This window comes from Streptococcus parasuis, from assembly GCF_021654455.1.
Taxonomy (GTDB): Bacteria; Bacillota; Bacilli; order Lactobacillales; family Streptococcaceae; genus Streptococcus; species Streptococcus parasuis.
In genome coordinates this window covers 844808-861791 of the sequence record NZ_AP024276.1, presented here as the reverse complement: position 1 = coordinate 861791, position 16984 = coordinate 844808, and the positions used below count along the sequence as shown (strand labels likewise).

The 16984-nt window shown below is 35.7% G+C and carries 17 protein-coding genes and 1 pseudogene; 4 read left to right on the top strand and 14 right to left on the bottom strand.

Annotation, left to right across the window (positions count from 1 at the left end):
* Nucleotides 1-132: 132 nt before the first annotated feature.
* The 4 genes from L6410_RS04390 to L6410_RS04375 all read left to right on the top strand — a co-directional run bounded on the left by L6410_RS04390 (nucleotide 133) and on the right by L6410_RS04375 (nucleotide 3735).
* Nucleotides 133-828 carry a phosphopantothenate--cysteine ligase gene (locus L6410_RS04390; protein ID WP_172089202.1) on the top strand — a complete coding sequence of 232 codons (696 nt, stop codon included), beginning with the start codon at nucleotides 133-135 and terminating at the stop codon, nucleotides 826-828.
* Nucleotides 821-1369, top strand: a complete 549-nt coding sequence (gene coaC, locus L6410_RS04385; RefSeq protein WP_024397096.1) for a phosphopantothenoylcysteine decarboxylase — start codon at nucleotides 821-823, stop codon at nucleotides 1367-1369. The genes L6410_RS04390 and coaC overlap by 8 nt, the downstream gene beginning before the upstream one ends.
* On the top strand, nucleotides 1356-1925 hold the full coding sequence (locus L6410_RS04380; RefSeq protein WP_024397095.1) for an ECF transporter S component: 570 nt from the start codon (nucleotides 1356-1358) through the stop codon (nucleotides 1923-1925). Before coaC ends, L6410_RS04380 begins: the two co-directional genes overlap by 14 nt.
* Before the next feature lie 91 nt (nucleotides 1926-2016).
* Nucleotides 2017-3735, top strand: coding sequence for a phospho-sugar mutase (locus tag L6410_RS04375; RefSeq protein ID WP_237396335.1), 1719 nt, complete (start codon nucleotides 2017-2019; stop codon nucleotides 3733-3735).
* Nucleotides 3736-4223: 488 nt separating this feature from the next.
* On the opposite strand, the gene L6410_RS04370 is transcribed toward L6410_RS04375, so the two are convergent.
* The 14 genes and pseudogenes from L6410_RS04370 to L6410_RS04305 form a co-directional block, all read right to left on the bottom strand.
* Nucleotides 4224-5138, bottom strand: a complete 915-nt coding sequence (locus tag L6410_RS04370; RefSeq protein WP_172089199.1) for a magnesium transporter CorA family protein — start codon at nucleotides 5136-5138, stop codon at nucleotides 4224-4226.
* A 514-nt stretch (nucleotides 5139-5652) separates the two neighbouring features.
* A complete protein-coding gene (locus L6410_RS04365; RefSeq protein WP_237396333.1) occupies nucleotides 5653-6615 on the bottom strand; it encodes a DNA/RNA non-specific endonuclease in 963 nt (320 codons plus the stop codon).
* Between the two features lie 298 nt (nucleotides 6616-6913).
* Complete coding sequence (locus L6410_RS04360; RefSeq protein WP_172006647.1) at nucleotides 6914-7189, bottom strand: YciI family protein; 276 nt, start codon at nucleotides 7187-7189, stop codon at nucleotides 6914-6916.
* A gap of 561 nt (nucleotides 7190-7750) precedes the next feature.
* The gene (locus L6410_RS04355; RefSeq protein WP_237395142.1) at nucleotides 7751-8923 is read right to left on the bottom strand and encodes an IS110 family RNA-guided transposase; all 1173 of its coding nucleotides are present in this window, start codon (nucleotides 8921-8923) and stop codon (nucleotides 7751-7753) included.
* Nucleotides 8924-9327: 404 nt separating this feature from the next.
* Nucleotides 9328-10947: a PD-(D/E)XK nuclease family protein gene (locus L6410_RS04350; protein WP_237396331.1), complete on the bottom strand. Its 1620-nt coding sequence runs from the start codon at nucleotides 10945-10947 to the stop codon at nucleotides 9328-9330.
* 788 nt (nucleotides 10948-11735) lie between these two features.
* Nucleotides 11736-12074 (bottom strand): type II toxin-antitoxin system RelE/ParE family toxin, encoded by a 339-nt coding sequence (locus L6410_RS04345; RefSeq protein ID WP_237396320.1) that lies wholly within the window; start codon nucleotides 12072-12074, stop codon nucleotides 11736-11738.
* On the bottom strand, nucleotides 12067-12360 hold the full coding sequence (gene relB, locus L6410_RS04340; RefSeq protein WP_024392798.1) for a type II toxin-antitoxin system RelB/ParD family antitoxin: 294 nt from the start codon (nucleotides 12358-12360) through the stop codon (nucleotides 12067-12069). Before relB ends, L6410_RS04345 begins: the two co-directional genes overlap by 8 nt.
* 65 nt (nucleotides 12361-12425) lie before the next feature.
* Nucleotides 12426-12610, bottom strand: a pseudogene (locus L6410_RS04335) (terminase large subunit); the annotation flags it as partial.
* Nucleotides 12611-13032: 422 nt separating this feature from the next.
* Nucleotides 13033-13266: a heavy-metal-associated domain-containing protein gene (locus L6410_RS04330; RefSeq protein WP_237396317.1), complete on the bottom strand. Its 234-nt coding sequence runs from the start codon at nucleotides 13264-13266 to the stop codon at nucleotides 13033-13035.
* 83 nt (nucleotides 13267-13349) lie between these two features.
* On the bottom strand, nucleotides 13350-15203 hold the full coding sequence (locus L6410_RS04325) for a heavy metal translocating P-type ATPase (protein ID WP_237396316.1): 1854 nt from the start codon (nucleotides 15201-15203) through the stop codon (nucleotides 13350-13352).
* Nucleotides 15204-15261: 58 nt separating this feature from the next.
* Complete coding sequence (locus L6410_RS04320; RefSeq protein ID WP_237396314.1) at nucleotides 15262-15564, bottom strand: iron-sulfur cluster repair di-iron protein, ric; 303 nt, start codon at nucleotides 15562-15564, stop codon at nucleotides 15262-15264.
* Nucleotides 15565-15712: 148 nt separating this feature from the next.
* Nucleotides 15713-16459 carry a Crp/Fnr family transcriptional regulator gene (locus tag L6410_RS04315; protein WP_419580014.1) on the bottom strand — a complete coding sequence of 249 codons (747 nt, stop codon included), beginning with the start codon at nucleotides 16457-16459 and terminating at the stop codon, nucleotides 15713-15715.
* A gap of 14 nt (nucleotides 16460-16473) precedes the next feature.
* Complete coding sequence (locus L6410_RS04310; protein ID WP_237396310.1) at nucleotides 16474-16716, bottom strand: hypothetical protein; 243 nt, start codon at nucleotides 16714-16716, stop codon at nucleotides 16474-16476.
* Nucleotides 16717-16737: 21 nt separating this feature from the next.
* On the bottom strand, nucleotides 16738-16959 hold the full coding sequence (locus L6410_RS04305) for a helix-turn-helix domain-containing protein (protein ID WP_172089191.1): 222 nt from the start codon (nucleotides 16957-16959) through the stop codon (nucleotides 16738-16740).
* Nucleotides 16960-16984: the final 25 nt, after the last annotated feature.

Sequence of the window (16984 nt, the reverse complement as noted above, 5' to 3'; positions counted from 1 at the left end):
CAATATCATTGGTTTAAAACGTACGTATTTTACTAGTCTTATTTCCAATATAAATGACATATTTGGCAATTTTCTAATTGAAAACGGTCTCTAAAACTTTACGAAAAATAGAAATTATAGTAAAATATGAACATGAAATTATTGATTACTTCTGGCGGGACTAGTGAAGCCATCGATCAAGTCCGAGCCATAACAAACCACGCCTCTGGTCATTTAGGAAAATTAATTGCTGAAAAAGCCTTGGATGCAGGGCACGAGGTTACTCTGGTTACGACGAAGCAGGCTGTAAAGCCAGCGCCTCACGAGCGATTAACCATTGTCCAGATTACCAATGTAGAGAGTTTGAAAGCTACATTAGAACCTTTGGTCAATACACACCAGGCTCTCATCCATAGTATGGCTGTTTCTGACTATACACCTGTTTACATGACTGGATTAGATGAACTTAAAAATACGGATGACATTGCTAGCTTGCTGGATAAACAAAATACAGAAAGCAAGATTTCCTCCAACGATGAGTTTCAAGTTCTTTTTCTGAAAAAAACACCCAAGGTTATATCCTATGTTAAGGAATGGAATCCGACTATCACGCTGATAGGATTTAAGCTTTTAGTTGGTGTTCCAAAGGAAGAATTATTTGCGGTGGCACGTCAGAGTATTGCTCGTAATGGTGCTGATTTTATCCTTGCGAATGATTTGAACGACATCAGCGAAAATCAGCATATTGGATTTTTAGTGAGTCCGACTACAGAATTGCAGGCAAACACAAAGGAAGACATTGCCCAGCTGATTTTAGATACCCTAGAAAAAGGTGAACAAAATGGCTAATATAACACTTGCCGTGACAGGCTCTATTTCAGCCTATAAGGCTGCTGATTTGACCAGTCAATTAACAAAACTTGGCCATAAGGTGACCGTGCTCATGAGTCGCTCTGCTATGGACTTCATTACTCCACTTACACTTCAATCACTGTCCAAAAATCTTGTCCATACTGATGTCATGGTGGAAGAAGATCCAAGTCTCATTAAACATATTGATATTGCAAAAGAAACGGATTTATTCCTAGTTGCGCCAGCTTCAGCCAATACCATTGCAAAATTGGCCCACGGTATGGCTGACAATATTGTTACGGCCACAGCATTGGCTTTGCCAATTGGAACCCCAAAATTGATTGCCCCTGCTATGAATACAAATATGTATATCAATCCTGCAACACAGAAAAATTTGAATACCCTAGTAGAGTATGGATTTGAAGAAATCAAACCACGGGAAGCACTACTAGCTTGTGGAGATTTTGGAACTGGGGCCTTGGCTGAGGTAACTGATATTTTAGAGAAAGTGAGTAACACCCTTGATGAAAAAAAATAAATCAAATCAAATTGCTACAATTGCAATCTTCTTTGCTGTCATGATTGTCATCAATATATTGAGTTCAATTATTTTTAATATATTGCCTGTTCCAATAAAACCCACCATCGTACATATCCCAGTCATTATTGCTTCTATTATATACGGCCCACGGGTTGGGGCTTGTTTAGGGGCTCTCATGGGCTTGATGAGTATTACCCATAATACTATCATCAGACTACCAACTAGCTATCTTTTCTCCCCATTTGTTGAAAATGGTAATGTTTATTCAATCATCATTGCAGTTGTCCCTCGTATATTAATCGGAATTACACCTTATTTCGTATACAAATGGATAAAAAATCGCAAAGGTTTGTTCATTGCTGGTGCAATTGGTTCAATGACTAATACTATTTTTGTACTTGGAGGTATTTTCTTCCTCTTCTCCTCTGTCTTTGATGGTAATATTCAAGCAATGTTAGCAACTGTTTTAGGTACTAATTCAATTGCAGAAATGATTATTTCTTCTGTATTAACTGCAGCGCTTGTTCCAACTTTACAGAAAATTCAAAAATAAATATCAGAAAATCACGTGAAAGCGTGATTTTTTCTTTCAAAAATGGTATAATGAAAGCGTTTAATAGAAAAATTTTTAAGGAGACACTACAATGACTTATCAAGAATCCTATCAAACTTGGCTCGACTTTGCTGATCTACCAGACTATTTGCGCGAAGAATTAGTTGCAATGGATGAAAAGACAAAGGAAGATGCATTTTACACAAACCTTGAATTTGGTACTGCTGGTATGCGTGGTTATATCGGTGCTGGTACTAACCGCATTAACGTATTTGTTGTTCGTCAAGCTACTGAAGGTTTGGCCAAGTTGGTAGAATCCAAAGGCGAAGAAGCTAAAAAACGTGGTGTTGCAATTGCTTATGATTCACGTCACTTCTCGCCAGAATTTGCCTTTGAATCGGCTCAAGTTTTGGCAGCACATGGTATCAAATCATACGTCTTTGAAAGCCTTCGCCCAACTCCTGAACTCTCATTTGCAGTTCGTCATTATAATGCTATCGCAGGTATCATGGTGACTGCCAGCCACAACCCGAAAGAATTCAATGGTTACAAAGTATATGGTGAAGACGGCGGACAAATGCCACCAGCAGACGCTGCTGCTTTGACCGACTATATCCGTGCCATTGAGAATCCATTTGCTGTTGAATTGGCTGATCTTGAAGCAAGTAAAGAAAATGGCTTAATCACCGTACTTGGTGAAGAAACAGACGTAAAATACCTTGAAGAATTAAAAGATTTGAGTATCAATCCTGAATTGATTGCTGAATATGGCAAAGATATGAAGATTGTCTACACACCTCTTCATGGTACTGGGGAAATGTTGGCTCGTCGTGCTCTTGCACAAGCTGGTTTTGAATCTGTGCAAGTCGTAGAAGCTCAAGCAACACCAGATCCTGATTTCTCAACTGTTGCTTCTCCAAACCCAGAAAGCCAAGCTGCTTTTGCATTGGCAGAAGAATTAGGTCGCGAAGTAGATGCTGACGTTCTTCTTGCAACAGACCCTGATGCGGACCGTGTTGGTGTTGAAGTACGCCAAGCAGATGGTTCTTACTGGAACCTTTCTGGTAACCAAATCGGTGCTATTATCGCCAAATATATTTTAGAAGCTCACAAACAAGCGGGCACACTTCCTGCAAATGCTGCCCTTGCTAAATCAATCGTATCAACAGAGTTGGTTACTAAGATTGCTGAAAGCTACGGCGCAACCATGTTCAACGTCTTGACAGGTTTCAAATTCATTGCTGAAAAAATTCAAGAATTTGAAGAAAAACACAACTACACTTACATGTTTGGTTTTGAAGAAAGCTTTGGTTACCTCATCAAGCCATTTGTACGTGATAAAGACGCTATCCAAGCCGTTTTAATCGTTGCTGAGATTGCTGCATACTATCGTTCTCGTGGCATGACATTAGCTGATGGTATTGATGAAATCTTCAAAGAATATGGCTACTTTGCTGAGAAAACCATTTCTGTTACTCTTTCTGGTAAAGATGGTGCAGAACAAATCAAGGCTATCATGGCTAAATTCCGTGATAACTCACCAGAACAATTTAACGCAACAGATGTCGCAGTCTTTGAAGACTTTGCCCTTCAAACCAAGACTGACAAAGATGGAAATGTCGAAAAACTCACTACTCCTCCATCTGATGTTTTGAAATATACCTTGGCTGATGATTCATGGTTTGCAGTACGTCCTTCTGGAACAGAACCAAAAATCAAATTCTACATCGCGACTGTCGGTGAAACACTGGCTGAAGCAGAAGAAAAAGTCGCTAATATCGAAAAAGAAATCAACGAATTTGTTGGTTAAGTTATTACGATCAAGATTACTTAAAATGAAAATTGCGACCGGTACAGGACAAACTACTCCGAAAGTTCTGTATCGTTCGCTTTTTTGTTTTTTGCTTTTCATATTTGAATTATCGGTAAATTCCATTTTTGATGTGCATATTTATCTAGTTAAGATAATTTTTTCTTGACATTATCCGGTTTAATAGTGTTGTAATAATGAAGAGCAGTACCGTAAGTGCCCAATAACAAAGTATATTGAAAAAGGCTCCAAAGTCCTGTCGACTCTGGAACCTTTTCTATTTACAAGCTTTCTTAATGATTTTGTCCCATGGCAAATAAGCCTCTAGCACCTCTTTCTGAATGATTCTTTCAAGTCTTTATCAACTTGATGACATTAATTTACTCCTTGTTCAGAAAAAGATGAATGACAGTTGATGCCTATCAATTACCATTTAGTACAAAAAAAAATTGAGAGTCTCCCCTCAAATCTCTCTATATAATCTTTTTTCAACCTTGTCGACGCATGACGAGTTTCAATACTTGAGCAATAATCAGCCATAATACAAGTGCTAGAATGACAATCCAAATCCACGCTTGTGGCTCGTTTTGCCATGGCAACTGAACATTCATCCCAAAGAATCCAGTGATTACAGCAAGAACTGCGAGTAAAATGGATATTATCGTTAAAATAGTCAGGTTGTCATTCAAGTTATTGTTCAAGATATTATTGTAGGCGCCTGACAATTGTTGAAGAATCTGAGAATCCAACTGCGTCATGGCAGCTAGCTGACGAGCTTCAATTAATGCATCGTCCAGCTCTTCCAATTCAATGCTACCAAGTTTTTGAATATGTGGGTGGTTCCGCAATTGTTCCAACACGAGCACATTTTGATTTCCTGCGGTTAGTAAATAGACTAACCCAGTTTCTAAGTCAGACAGTTCTAATAGCAGTTGTTTGGTCGTCCTCTTTCTTAACTTAGCATTGAGCGTATCTTTATCACGATCCAATTGATCCAAAACAGGGAAATATTCTTTGGAAGCAATCGTTAAGGTGGCGAATAGGAACTGTTGACAGGTCAAAACTGTATTATTAGCCAAATAGTTTTCTAATTTTTCCAGCAAGTAAGCATTTCTCGCATTGAAAATCGTAATAAACTGATTTTGTTGCACGATAAAGGCCATCGGAGTGGTTTCATAATAATTATCCTCTTTGGTTATATCAAGAAGATTAAAAATCAATAATAAGCGATCAGTTTTGATATTGTATTCTAAATGGGCCCGTTCATTTTTATCAAGAGCGTACGAAATTAATTCATTATCTAAGTCATATTCATCTACTAACTTTTTATCAATGATTTCTCTCCCAGAATGGATAATAATCCAGCTCAGTTCGTTGTTGTTACCAAAACGTTTTTCAATCATAAATTTGTTCCTCCACACTGATTCATCTCTATTCTATTGTATCATTTACGGATTGGCAAGTATGGTTAGGAAAAATAAATATTTCTTAAAAATTATTACATCGACAACCCTTCCTATAAACTTGGAAAAATAGCATTCACTGCGATACTTGCGAGTGAAACACACTCTCTCAAATAACCTTCCAAATATCTTTCTACTGGATGATCAGTGTATTTAAAACGGAACTGTAGGTCAAGGAATAGTAAGGAACGACTTAAATAAATATCTTCTTACTCATTGAGAATCAATAATAGTCTTCGAAAACCAAAATCAGACGTTTTTGACTTGATTTGATGTACTTCAGTTCTATTTGCATCGACGTCGCCTATTCTGATTTTGATTTTCATAGAGTATAAGACTACAAAACACTCAACATCATAAAACGCATAAAATCATGTTTCAATCACATCAATTTTATGCGTTTTATATATATCTTTAGTTCTTTTTACAAATTCTATCCAGTACAAGAGTTTAACTATTCTTTCGTCGTATGACGTTTTCCTAGACTGATTGCTTGCTCTTCTGACATTTCTATTACTTTTGAAAAATTAGTATTAGATGGCATGTTCTCTTTTGAATACCAATAGACATCTGCACTTCCGTTCCTTGCAATATACACAACAGCTGCCAGCTGAGGGGATGGTTGAGACGCTTCTACACTCTCACTTGGTTGCGATTCAACCGCAGAGCTAGAAGTAGAGGACTGACTACTTTCCTCAGTTGGAACCAGGGACGGTGTTGCAGTTCCTTTCAAGTAATCAATTGTGGCATTTTTAGAGTAATTCTCTAAAACGACCGTAGTAATTCCATTGCTATCTACAGATTCTTTTGAACCGCCGAGTTGAATATTGATCAGATTCCCTGACTCATCAAGACCAACATACTGAAGAACTACTTGACGTGGTATCAATTCATTTCCAGTATAAATCGGTTTCACTTGATAGTCTAACCAAAAATTGGGATGAGTCGCCAGCCAACTGTCCAGTCGTTTCTCATAGTAGAGCATTCCTTCACTATTATTGGCATCAGTCCCCTTATAATGACCGCTATTGGTCCAAGCAGTCAACGGAACCAGATTTTTTCCCTCATCTGTCAGGCCACTAAACTGATATCCTATCAGGTGTCCCCTATTAAATAACCATGACTTCTTGCCTTGATTCCCATAAGCTAGTTTATAGTTATGCCAACCGACAGGATTGTATTTTATTTTGGGTTCTCTCCGTTTTTTAGGCTCATCTTTATCTTGTAACTGAATGTGAGCTGATGTAGCTCTACCTAGACTATCAAACTCTCCAAGAACCAGCTGTTTTTCCTTTTTAAAGGTAAGCAAGTTAAGGCTTGGGTAATCAATATTCGTTTGATTAGCATGGACTGGAATACTAGAAAAAACAAAAACTAAAATAAGGAGGTGAATAATTCGTATCTTTTTCATAATCATAGGAATCCTTTGAAAACAATGACATATAAGGATATATTATAAATTGGATAGCAAATGAGGAGTGAACCAAGTTTCCATCACTTACTTTCTCCAATACTTATAGTATATCACTTAGTATATAAATATTGCAATAACTCATATCTGGTTTTTGTTTTTAGTATTAGATTTTAAATTGCCAAAAGTTAATAGAGGAGAGCATTGGAACACCGACCAATAACGGATGAAAGAGGTAATTAAAATGCTAGACATTTGCTTGACCCCCCCCCCCATAAAACTGACTATTGATACCTTTACACCCTCAAAGTAGATAATGATTATCTTTGTTGGCAACTTCTAAACTTCTTAATTCATAGGTTTTACAACCAGAATGGATAAACGGGTCACTTTCAGCAATCAAAAAAGCCTGGTCATAACTGTCAGCGTTAAAAACAACCATTCCACCAGGATAATCATGAAAAGGTCCACATAGAATAAGCTTATTTTCCGCATCCAGTTGCTTCAAATGTTCAACATGGTCCTTAATCAACTGTTCAGTCAATTCATTCTTATTTGTCATTAAATACAAATAAAGCATAGTATACCTCCTTGTCGTTTATACTTAGTATCTGTTTTTGAAAGTAAATGCCTACAATCAACTGACTCTAGATAAACATATTCAGTTATTTCATTGAAATAAGAAAATTTTAAAACATTTTTCGTTCAGGACAGATAGGCCAGATTGATTTCCATAGTAGACTGAGGCTGGGCAAAAAGCCTAGCACCACTCTTCAGAGTTCGTGTCAACATCTCAGCGCAGTGGTTGATTGGGTTTAACAGTCCAGTGGACTGTTAGAGGTTGGAGATAAGATTTGCGAAGCAAATCTCAGCAGTTCGTGTTTTACACTCCAAATCTGACCATTACGACTGTTGCGAACAAAGTTCGCTTTATCTCCAACCTCAAACTGTCTACCAGACAGTTTGAGCTGTGCGGGGGTGGGAGTGAAACAGTCTGGGGATAGACTGTTTCAGCTCAACAACTAGAAATAAAGACTTGTTGACGAACTCTTTTTTAACTAGTCGAGTTCTTATACGAAAACTCAAAAGAATGCAAAAACTCCCTCCCTATGATATAATCAAAGCGAAAAAATTTTTTATGTTAGGCTACTAGCTCGTCCCTAGTAGTCTTTTTCTGTGCTAAAAATTCAGGATACGTTATCTGCTCTTTTAAGAGAATATAAGCTATTTTTAATAATTGATGTGCGAGGGCGATTGTTGCTTTTTGTGAACCACGTCGACTTTGAATCTGATAAAATCGTTCAGCTAGAGGACTTCCTTTTTGTCTTTTGATAGCGAAAGCGGCCTGGCATAAACATTTCTTTAGATATGAATTACCATGTCGAATCTTGGTACTTCGTTTCTTACCAGCACTCTCATTGTTACCTGGACAGAGTCCTGCCCAAGAGGCTAGATGTCCAGCAGTTGGAAATTGACTCATGTCAGCTCCAACTTCAGAGATAATGACAGAGGCTGTAATGACATCAATACCTGGGATAGAATCCAGAATTTCTACCTGCTTCTCGTATTGTGATAGATAGTCATTAATTCGGTCCTCCAATATTTCAATCTGCTTCTGATAAAAATCATGAAGCTCTAAGGATTGCTTTAACATGAAGCCATGATGGTCAGAGAAATAACCATCCATAGCATTAAGAAGTTGAGGTACCTCCTTCTTCAAGCTTGTATAAACTGATTGATGAACAATGCGAGGCGTGATAGGCGTCTTGTCAATCAGTAGTTGAAGGAGATTACGACCTGAAGCACCCATAATATCTTCGATATAGGTCGTTAGCTTGATACCACCTGACTGAAGAATTTTATGGATACGATTGGTCTCCTTATTACGACTTTCCACATAATGTTTTCGTTGTCTGGTCAACTCCCTCAATTCTTGAATGGTTTCATCGGGAACGAAACTCCGAGGTAGTAGACCAATCCGTGTTAATTTGGCAATCCAGAGAGCATCTTTCTTGTCAGTTTTCTGACCTGGAATTGCCTTCATGTGGGCTGGTTGTGCGAGTATCAACTCGAAGTCATCACAGAGAGCATGCCAGACAGGTCGCCAATAGACACCTGTGCTTTCCATACCAACAGCTTCCACATGAAATTGACTGAGAAAATCGTGGCAAGTACGTAGGCCTTTAGTCGTTGTATCAAATGTAGCCATCTCACGCTTTGGACGAGTTGAGGTGAGAGATCCGTGTAGGATACAAACGACAATATTGGCTTGATGGACATCAATACCTGCACAAGATTGATAGAGAACATCCATGATAATTCCCTCCTTCTAAAAATTAGAGAGCTTATCTACCGAATTTTAGTCGTATTTTTATACTCATGCCTATCGCATATTTTGGGGTGCTCGTCAGTAGAGTGGATCAGTTTTTCCCTCGATGTTTAACATCATTAACTCGTCAACCACAAAGCCCTCACTATGATTATACACCTAGTGAGGGCTTTATGTTCGTTTTCATTATTCTGTGGGTGAGGGCGGAGCCATCATGGATGTCTTTCCCACTCCCTATCAATCGCATGTTTCAAGTATACGATACCTCCCATCTAAATGATGGAGAAACACCTTAACTTACTTTATTTTAGCATTTTTTCTCTTCTGTTTAAATGATATATTTTTATTTTTGCATTCAATTTCAATCAACCTCTTTTATTTAATACATATTATTTAATCCCATCTGATGCTCTTTTTTTGGCTTTGTAAATAGTATTTTGGAATCTTCTTTGCATTTCTTCCTCCAACTCATTATCATAGTCCATTGTATGCTTTTGCAGGGCATTTATAAAATCTTCAAAATAAGGAATATTGTCATACAAGTCTCTATTTTCAAGAAAGAAATGATAGATTTCTCTGTAATAAACCACAGTATATTTTTCACCGCATGAAAACTTGCTCAAATCAATGTGGTTATAATTGGGCGAAAAAATAAAGCAACTAACCGTTTTCTTAGAATACTCAGCATCAGTTGTAACAAATTGATAGTATGTTTTTAGTTGAGACTGGACTAGATTGCTGTATATATTATGCCTATCATTAATACCATTAATGCTTGATTTTATTTTATTCTCGATTACGATAGCATTATTTTTATCACAAATGAGTAGGTCAATATTTTTCTTCTCTCTCTCAATTGTAAAATCAGTTTGTATATCGATAGATAAAACTTTTTTTGCGAACCTAGAAAAAGCAGTTCTATTGATATTAAAAAAGTAAGCAAACATATTTGAAAAAGCGAGTTCACTATCTTCTTGCCTGATTATTTTCAGGAAATTAAAGTACGGGTTGGTTTGAGGTTCGACTACTTCGGACATTACTTGCGTCGTATTGGATTCTTCCCACAAATCTTCGTTTTCAATTATTTGATTCAAATCAATGAAAGATTCTGGCTTTTCATTTTCGTTGAAGAATTCCCTTAACGTTTGCTTGCCAAATCCTTTATTTGTACGAATGAAAAAAGTATTATCTCCGCTAACAGATTCATCGTCAGTAATATAAATCTGATTTTTGGGCTTAATAACTCTTTCAGCAATAAATGTAGTATATACATTTTTTTCATTATCCAGACTGCCACGAAAGGAATTTTCATTAAATAAATCAACAAGCCTCACTCCACCATAGGTCAATCCTAATGCAACTTGTCCTTCATATCTCTCTTTTCGAGAAAGTTTGTTGTCCGCAAAATCAAGAATCGTAATCCCCTCTGCTTTAGCTAGTACTTTATATATTTTCGAGGCAAATTTGCGAACCAACAAAATAGTAAGACTATTTTCACCATGAGATAACTCTATTGTTCCTTGTGAGTTAAGGTAGATATAATTTTTTCCATCATCTGCTTTATAAAGGTTAATGATTTCATGACCTATATTAGTTCCCTCAGACAAATAGCCTCCAACATACATTTTATTTAAAATGATTTCACGACATGCTGTTTTTGGCTTCGATATGTCCTGGTGTTTAGTTTCAATAGGATTAATCAATTCTTCTGAGGACAAAAACATACGAAATCTCCTAAGATGAGATAGATAACCACTTACCCGCAATTTACTATTCCCTTTAGAATTCTCAGAGAGAGCTGTTATTAAGGTCTTCCTTGCTTCACTTTCAAAATCGCTAGCAGTCACTGTTCTCCAAAAAAGCTCTTTGCTTCCTTTTCTCCAAAGGTAAAATGTATCAGTATAAGCAGTGTTGATGGTCGCTTTAGAAATTTTCTGACGAAGTAGAAAATTTTTATATAAAGCCCGCAGTTCCTCATACGATAAGGCTTTCATACCTATTAAATCCAAAATATCCCTCCTTTATTTCTCTCCATCATCCTCAGCAATATCATATCCTAGTATCATCCAGAATTTATCAAAATAAAATAAATCTGAATTATCTCCAATAATTTTGGCTGATTTTGTCAATATACAATCCAAATGATGACTCCTGATGCACCGGTGCTTTTCTGTTTATATAAACTCGTTTTCAATTACTCTAAAAAATCAATAAGATAGAGCTATTTATTATCACTTATGTCCAATAATAGATAGGCCATTACAAGCAAAGATATGCTCTCAGTGTTTGCTGATATATTTTAGCTATGTTTAGGGATTCAAATAACAAATCAATTTTTGATTTTTCTTAAAAGCAAAACAAGACTGAAGCTCCAAAATTACTTCATTGTAGCCACAGTCTGTCGTACTCTAATTTCATTAAGTCTAACTACCATTTTTTCAATACTCGGATAGTTTTCAAAATCAAAATATATACTAAAAGTATATGATAAATAAGATACAATTAAACTAATTTCCCTAAAGCATCTAACTACTAGTTACTTGAAGAAACCTACTGTATCATTCAATAACCTATTCAACAGTTAGTATTCTCATTTTACTAATTCTTTATATGCATCAAGATAACCTGGTAATACTGAAGTCGCAACATCATCCAATGTTGTTTGTTCTACATTCGGTATTTTATCTTAATCCATATCTAATAAACTATGACCATCATCAAATTTATTAATGGGAATATTATTTTTTATAACTACTGAGGATACCTTTTCCTTATTTTTCGCATAGAAAAATGGTCGTTATTTATTGAATAATTTAGCCCAATTTTGCTTAGAGTTCAAAATCCTTGCAACATAAACTTCATGGTTATCAATATAATAAAAAGCTAGATAATTCTCAATTGGCATATATCGGTACCGTTTGCCATCATCTGTTAATTCCCCGTAACCACGACTAGACACCAAAGGACAAGCTTCAGGGAAGGTCTCTAGAATTTCAAGTGCAGTTAGGATTAGGTCTATTTTGCTGTCGGCAGATTGTTGACTGTAGTAATTATGTAAAATATAGTCATGAATCCCTTTTAAGTCCCTTTTGGCTTGATCCGTAAGGGAAACATGGTATCGTTTATAATTATTCAAGTCCAAATTCCTTTCTCACATCAGCCAAAGATGTTAGTTTACCTTGCTCAATTTCTTGATGGCCGATTAGAATTTCCTTTTTCAAGTCTTCAAAAGCAACTTGATACTGCGTCTCTTGTAAATCACTGTTAACGAACTCTTTGGGATCAACCGCTCCAGTCGCAATTTTACGAAGAGCAGCATTGAAGATATCAGACAGAGTCAGCTTTTCATCTGCTAAAATTTCTTTAGTTTGTTTATAAAAAGTTGAATCCGCTCTAAAGTTGACGGGCTGTGTGCTTGCCATAGTTCTTACCTCATTGTAAAGATGATTTGTAAATACATTCTATCATGCTTACCTTCTAAATTCAACTAAAAACTCAAAATTCCACGTTCATCATAAATACTTCCATTATCGATTTGAAGACGAATACAAGGGTCCAGTACTATTATGAATGCCACAATACCGTCAATTTTTTGACTGAGTTTTCCTCATTAGGCTTAATATTGTTAACGAAGTCATATCTTATGACCAACTTGACCTTTGAAGTTTTGAGGTAGCACTGATGTGCCCAAACATCATACAGAACATGGCACTGCGATATCTCAGTGCCATGTATCATCAAGTAAACAAATGATAGACAGGTAGCATTCTCAACCGGGGTTATTTAAAGATATTCTCTCGTTTGAGAGAAAAATTAATTTCATCCAAATTAATATCTACATCAATTGTCTGGTGGACTTGAAGTTTGGACAACAAACCGACTACTTCGACATGGCTTGAGCGGAAGTTATAGCTGTCAAATACTAGTAACCAAAATATTTTTATCAGAAATTCTCTTTGTGAGAACATATCCACTGTGGGCTTTCGTGTGTGGGAAGATATCAACAAAACAATAACTTGGTAACTGTGTCCTTTGCCGTAGATGACATTAACCAGCATCTGATATCATTAAAACCAAACTTATTCCCTCTTTTTTTATAAAGCCTTTACTTGAGATTTTATAACTTCATACCCTAATTTATCTATGGTGTTTTCAATATCTTTTATAGATACTTTTTCATCATCATATTCCACTCTTACTTTACTTGAATTAAATAGAACCTTTATACTTTTTTCGTCTACTCCATCTAATGATTTAACTCCATTTTCTATTTTTTGCATACATGATGGACATGTTAATGTTTCTAATTGAATTGTTGCTTTTTGCATTTTTCATCTCTCCTTTAGTTTATGTTAATTGTATTATATGCTATTATTATCTTTAATAAATTGATTTACATCAAGAATTTTATTTATTTTCTCAATTTATAGCGAAGAAGTCTCATACCATTTAAAATCACTACTAATATGCTTGCTTCATGTACTAACATACCGATTGACATGTTCATCCATTCACTAAAGAATACGCTGGCAAGAAGGACTAATACAACCCCTACTGCAATAATAATATTTTGAAGCATGTTATTAGCGGTTGCTTTTGTTAAACCTAATGCATGTGGCAAGCGGCTGAAATCTGAATTCATTAAAACAACATCTGAAGTTTCGATTGCTACATCTGTTCCATTCCCCATAGCAATTCCAATTTGTGCTAGAGCTAGTGAAGGACTATCATTTACTCCATCTCCAACAAATGCCACAATTTGACCTTTTTCTTGTAACTCTTTAATATATGTTGCTTTATCTTCTGGCAACATATGTCCATGAGCTTCTGTAAGTCCTAGTTCACGTGCTACTACATCAACTGTTCCTTGGTTATCACCAGAAAGAACTACTAGATTTTTAACACCAAGTTTTTTCAACTTTTTAAGATCATCTTTTACACCCGGGCGAATTTGATCACGAATACCCATCAATACTTTTAATTCACCATCAACTGATGTTAAAACAAGTGAATTTCCATTTTTCTCAAATCTGGCAATATCTGCACGCGCTTTTTCACTTAAAAGAATCCTTTCTTGCTCCATTAGTGCCACATTACCGACGGCGACTTTATGACCTTCTACATGAGCTACAATTCCTCCACCTTTTACAACCTCTGTTTTTTCAACTGTATATAATTTTATATCTCCAATATATTCTACAACTGCTTTCGCTAATGGATGATCTGATTCCTTTTCAACACTTGCTAGATACCCTAATACTTCATATACATTATCTGCATAAATTTCTTTATCAGCTACTTTAGGATTTCCTATTGTTAATGTACCTGTTTTGTCAAATACCATGGTATCTAGTCTGCTAAAGTCACTAATAACCTCACTACCTTTTAGAAGGACTCCGTGACGTGCTCCATTTCCAATCCCCGCGACGTTTGAAACCGGTACACCGATTACCAATGCTCCTGGACATCCTAAAACTAATATCGTAATTGCCAGTTCAATATCCCTTGAAAATATCCATACAATAAAAGAGAGAACTAGAACTGCTGGTGTATAATATTTAGAGAATCTATCAATAAAGCGTTCTGCCTCTGATTTTGAATCCTGTGCTTCTTCCACTAACTCAATGATTTTACCAAAAGTAGTGTCTTCACCTACACGGTCAGCAGTGATTCGCAGTGTTCCATTTTCTAAAATTGTTCCCGCATATACTCCTGAATCTTTCTTTTTGCTTACTGAAACAGCTTCACCTGTAATACTTGCTTCATTAATGTGCCCTTCTCCTGTTAAAACTGTCCCATCAACAGGGATTTTTGCACCCGTTTTAACAAGTAAAATATCTCCTACATCGACTTCATCTATTTCTACTTCTTCAAATTCACCATTTCCCACTTGTTTTAAGGCACTTTCTGGTGCCATTTGAGTTAATTCTTTAATTGCAGAACGTGTTTTATTAAGTGTCCTTTGTTCTAGATAAGCTCCAAATAGAAATAAAAATGTAACAATTGCTGATTCTTCGTAGTTTCTAATTACAAAGGCTCCGACTACTGCAATGGTAACTAAAACATCAATACTAACTACTTTGACTTTTAATGCTTGATAGGCTTGAATCGCAATAGGTGAAACTCCCAAAATTGAAGCAATTACTAGTGCCCAGATGGCTATTTGTTCGTTTTCGAAGCCTAATTTACTGACAAATGCAATTATTATTAAAATAGCACTTACTATTGTAATATGGTTTTTTCTTCCTAATATAAATTTTTGCATATTCATACTCCTCCCTATTAGATTGTTTATATCTTTTCATTGCTTTGTTTATTTTCTTTTATGCTTCATATGCTTTATCTAATTCTGCTAACATGTTATATACTGCTTCATAACTTTCGCATACATCACCTGGAACTGTATAATTATTTGTGATTTCACGTAATTTTACAAATTCCTCTTTTAAGTCCGGCTTTTCTACTCCCGCATCTTTTGTTTTCTTTACAAGTTCATCATATACTTTACGAACCTGGTAGAATTCTGGATGATTTTCACCATGAACTTTTGCTACAACTGGAACATATTGTGCTAAAGTTTTTAAATGAGTTTCCTTTACTTGATTAAAATTTAATTGTCTTGACATATTTTTTTCCTTCTTTCTTATTTTATTTTTTCTTTATCTTGATTAAATAATACTATATATTGAACGAAATTAAATTGATCTAAATCAAGTTTAGTCTTTTTTAAATGTTTTAATATTTTTTCTACTATTGTACTTTATATGATCACATCTATACCAACAACAATCCATCTAAATCCAAAATCTCAATCTTTCTACCTGATTTTTGTTTTATATATCCTTCATTTTCAAGATCAGCTAACTTTCTACTAATAGTTTCTGGAGTAGTTCCTAGATAAGAGGCTAAATCCTTTTTACTCATTGGCAATTCAATTTCCATTGGACCATCTCCGCTTTCCATACATTCTGCAAGAAACAGTGCTAATCTAGTATCTACCTTCTCTGTGGCAAATCTAGTTGTTTGTTTTTCTGATGTTTCTAATCGATTAGAGAATTCCGATAAAATCTTCAAAGATATAGTAGGATACTTTAATAAAAATTCTTGCAAATCATTTCTACTAATCATACATACATCGGTATCACTCATTGCTTCTGCATATGCTTCCTGAATTGATTCGCGAAACAAGGCAAGCTCTCCAGTGAAATCGCCTGGATTTAATATTCTCACTAATTGTTCTTTTCCTGATTCAGACAAACGGTAAATTCGAATTTTCCCTTTACTTACAATATATAAGCAGTCGGATATATCTCCCTCTCGGTAAATTACTTCACCTTTTTTAAAAGAGGTCGATTTCGTTACTTTCATAATTTCCTCCATCTGTTCTCCTTCTAAATGATTAAAGATCGGAACTACAGTGATACATGAAGCGTGTGAAACTGACTCATGTCCTTGATGATGAGTGTGAGTAACATCGTGATACCCTTGTTTTTCTGTATATTGATTTTTAATTTCATGCATCAAATCCTTTTTTTTCATTTGAATGCCCCTTTCATATTCTCTCTTAAGATCTCTTTAGCTTTTTCCAAGTACCCACAAGTCCAGTAAATGCAGGTAAACTTATCCGGATGAATAATTGCGTTATCATCATAGTCAGGATTTTCTAGTGTACTTTTTAGACGTCCTATCTCTTGCTTAAGTCCTCGGATGGCGGTCATTATTTCTTCCTTTGTCTTTCCTTTGAGATACTCTTTATAGTAACTTTCCGGAATAATCATTATATTAGACCGTCTCCTTTATTAGTTAGATATTTTTATCTCATCACCATCAGGTAAAACAAATGCCTGCTCAAACCTGACACCCAGTACGTCTGCGATAGCTTTCAACTCATCCAAGGTTACTGTTTCTCGTTTCAATTTCTTGTTGAAATTTTGTGGTGTCTGTCCAATACGTCTAGCAAGTTCGGAAACACTTATATTCATTTGCTCACACAGTTTTTTAATCATTTCTGCCGTAGTCATACAGCACCTCCAAGTTTACACTAAT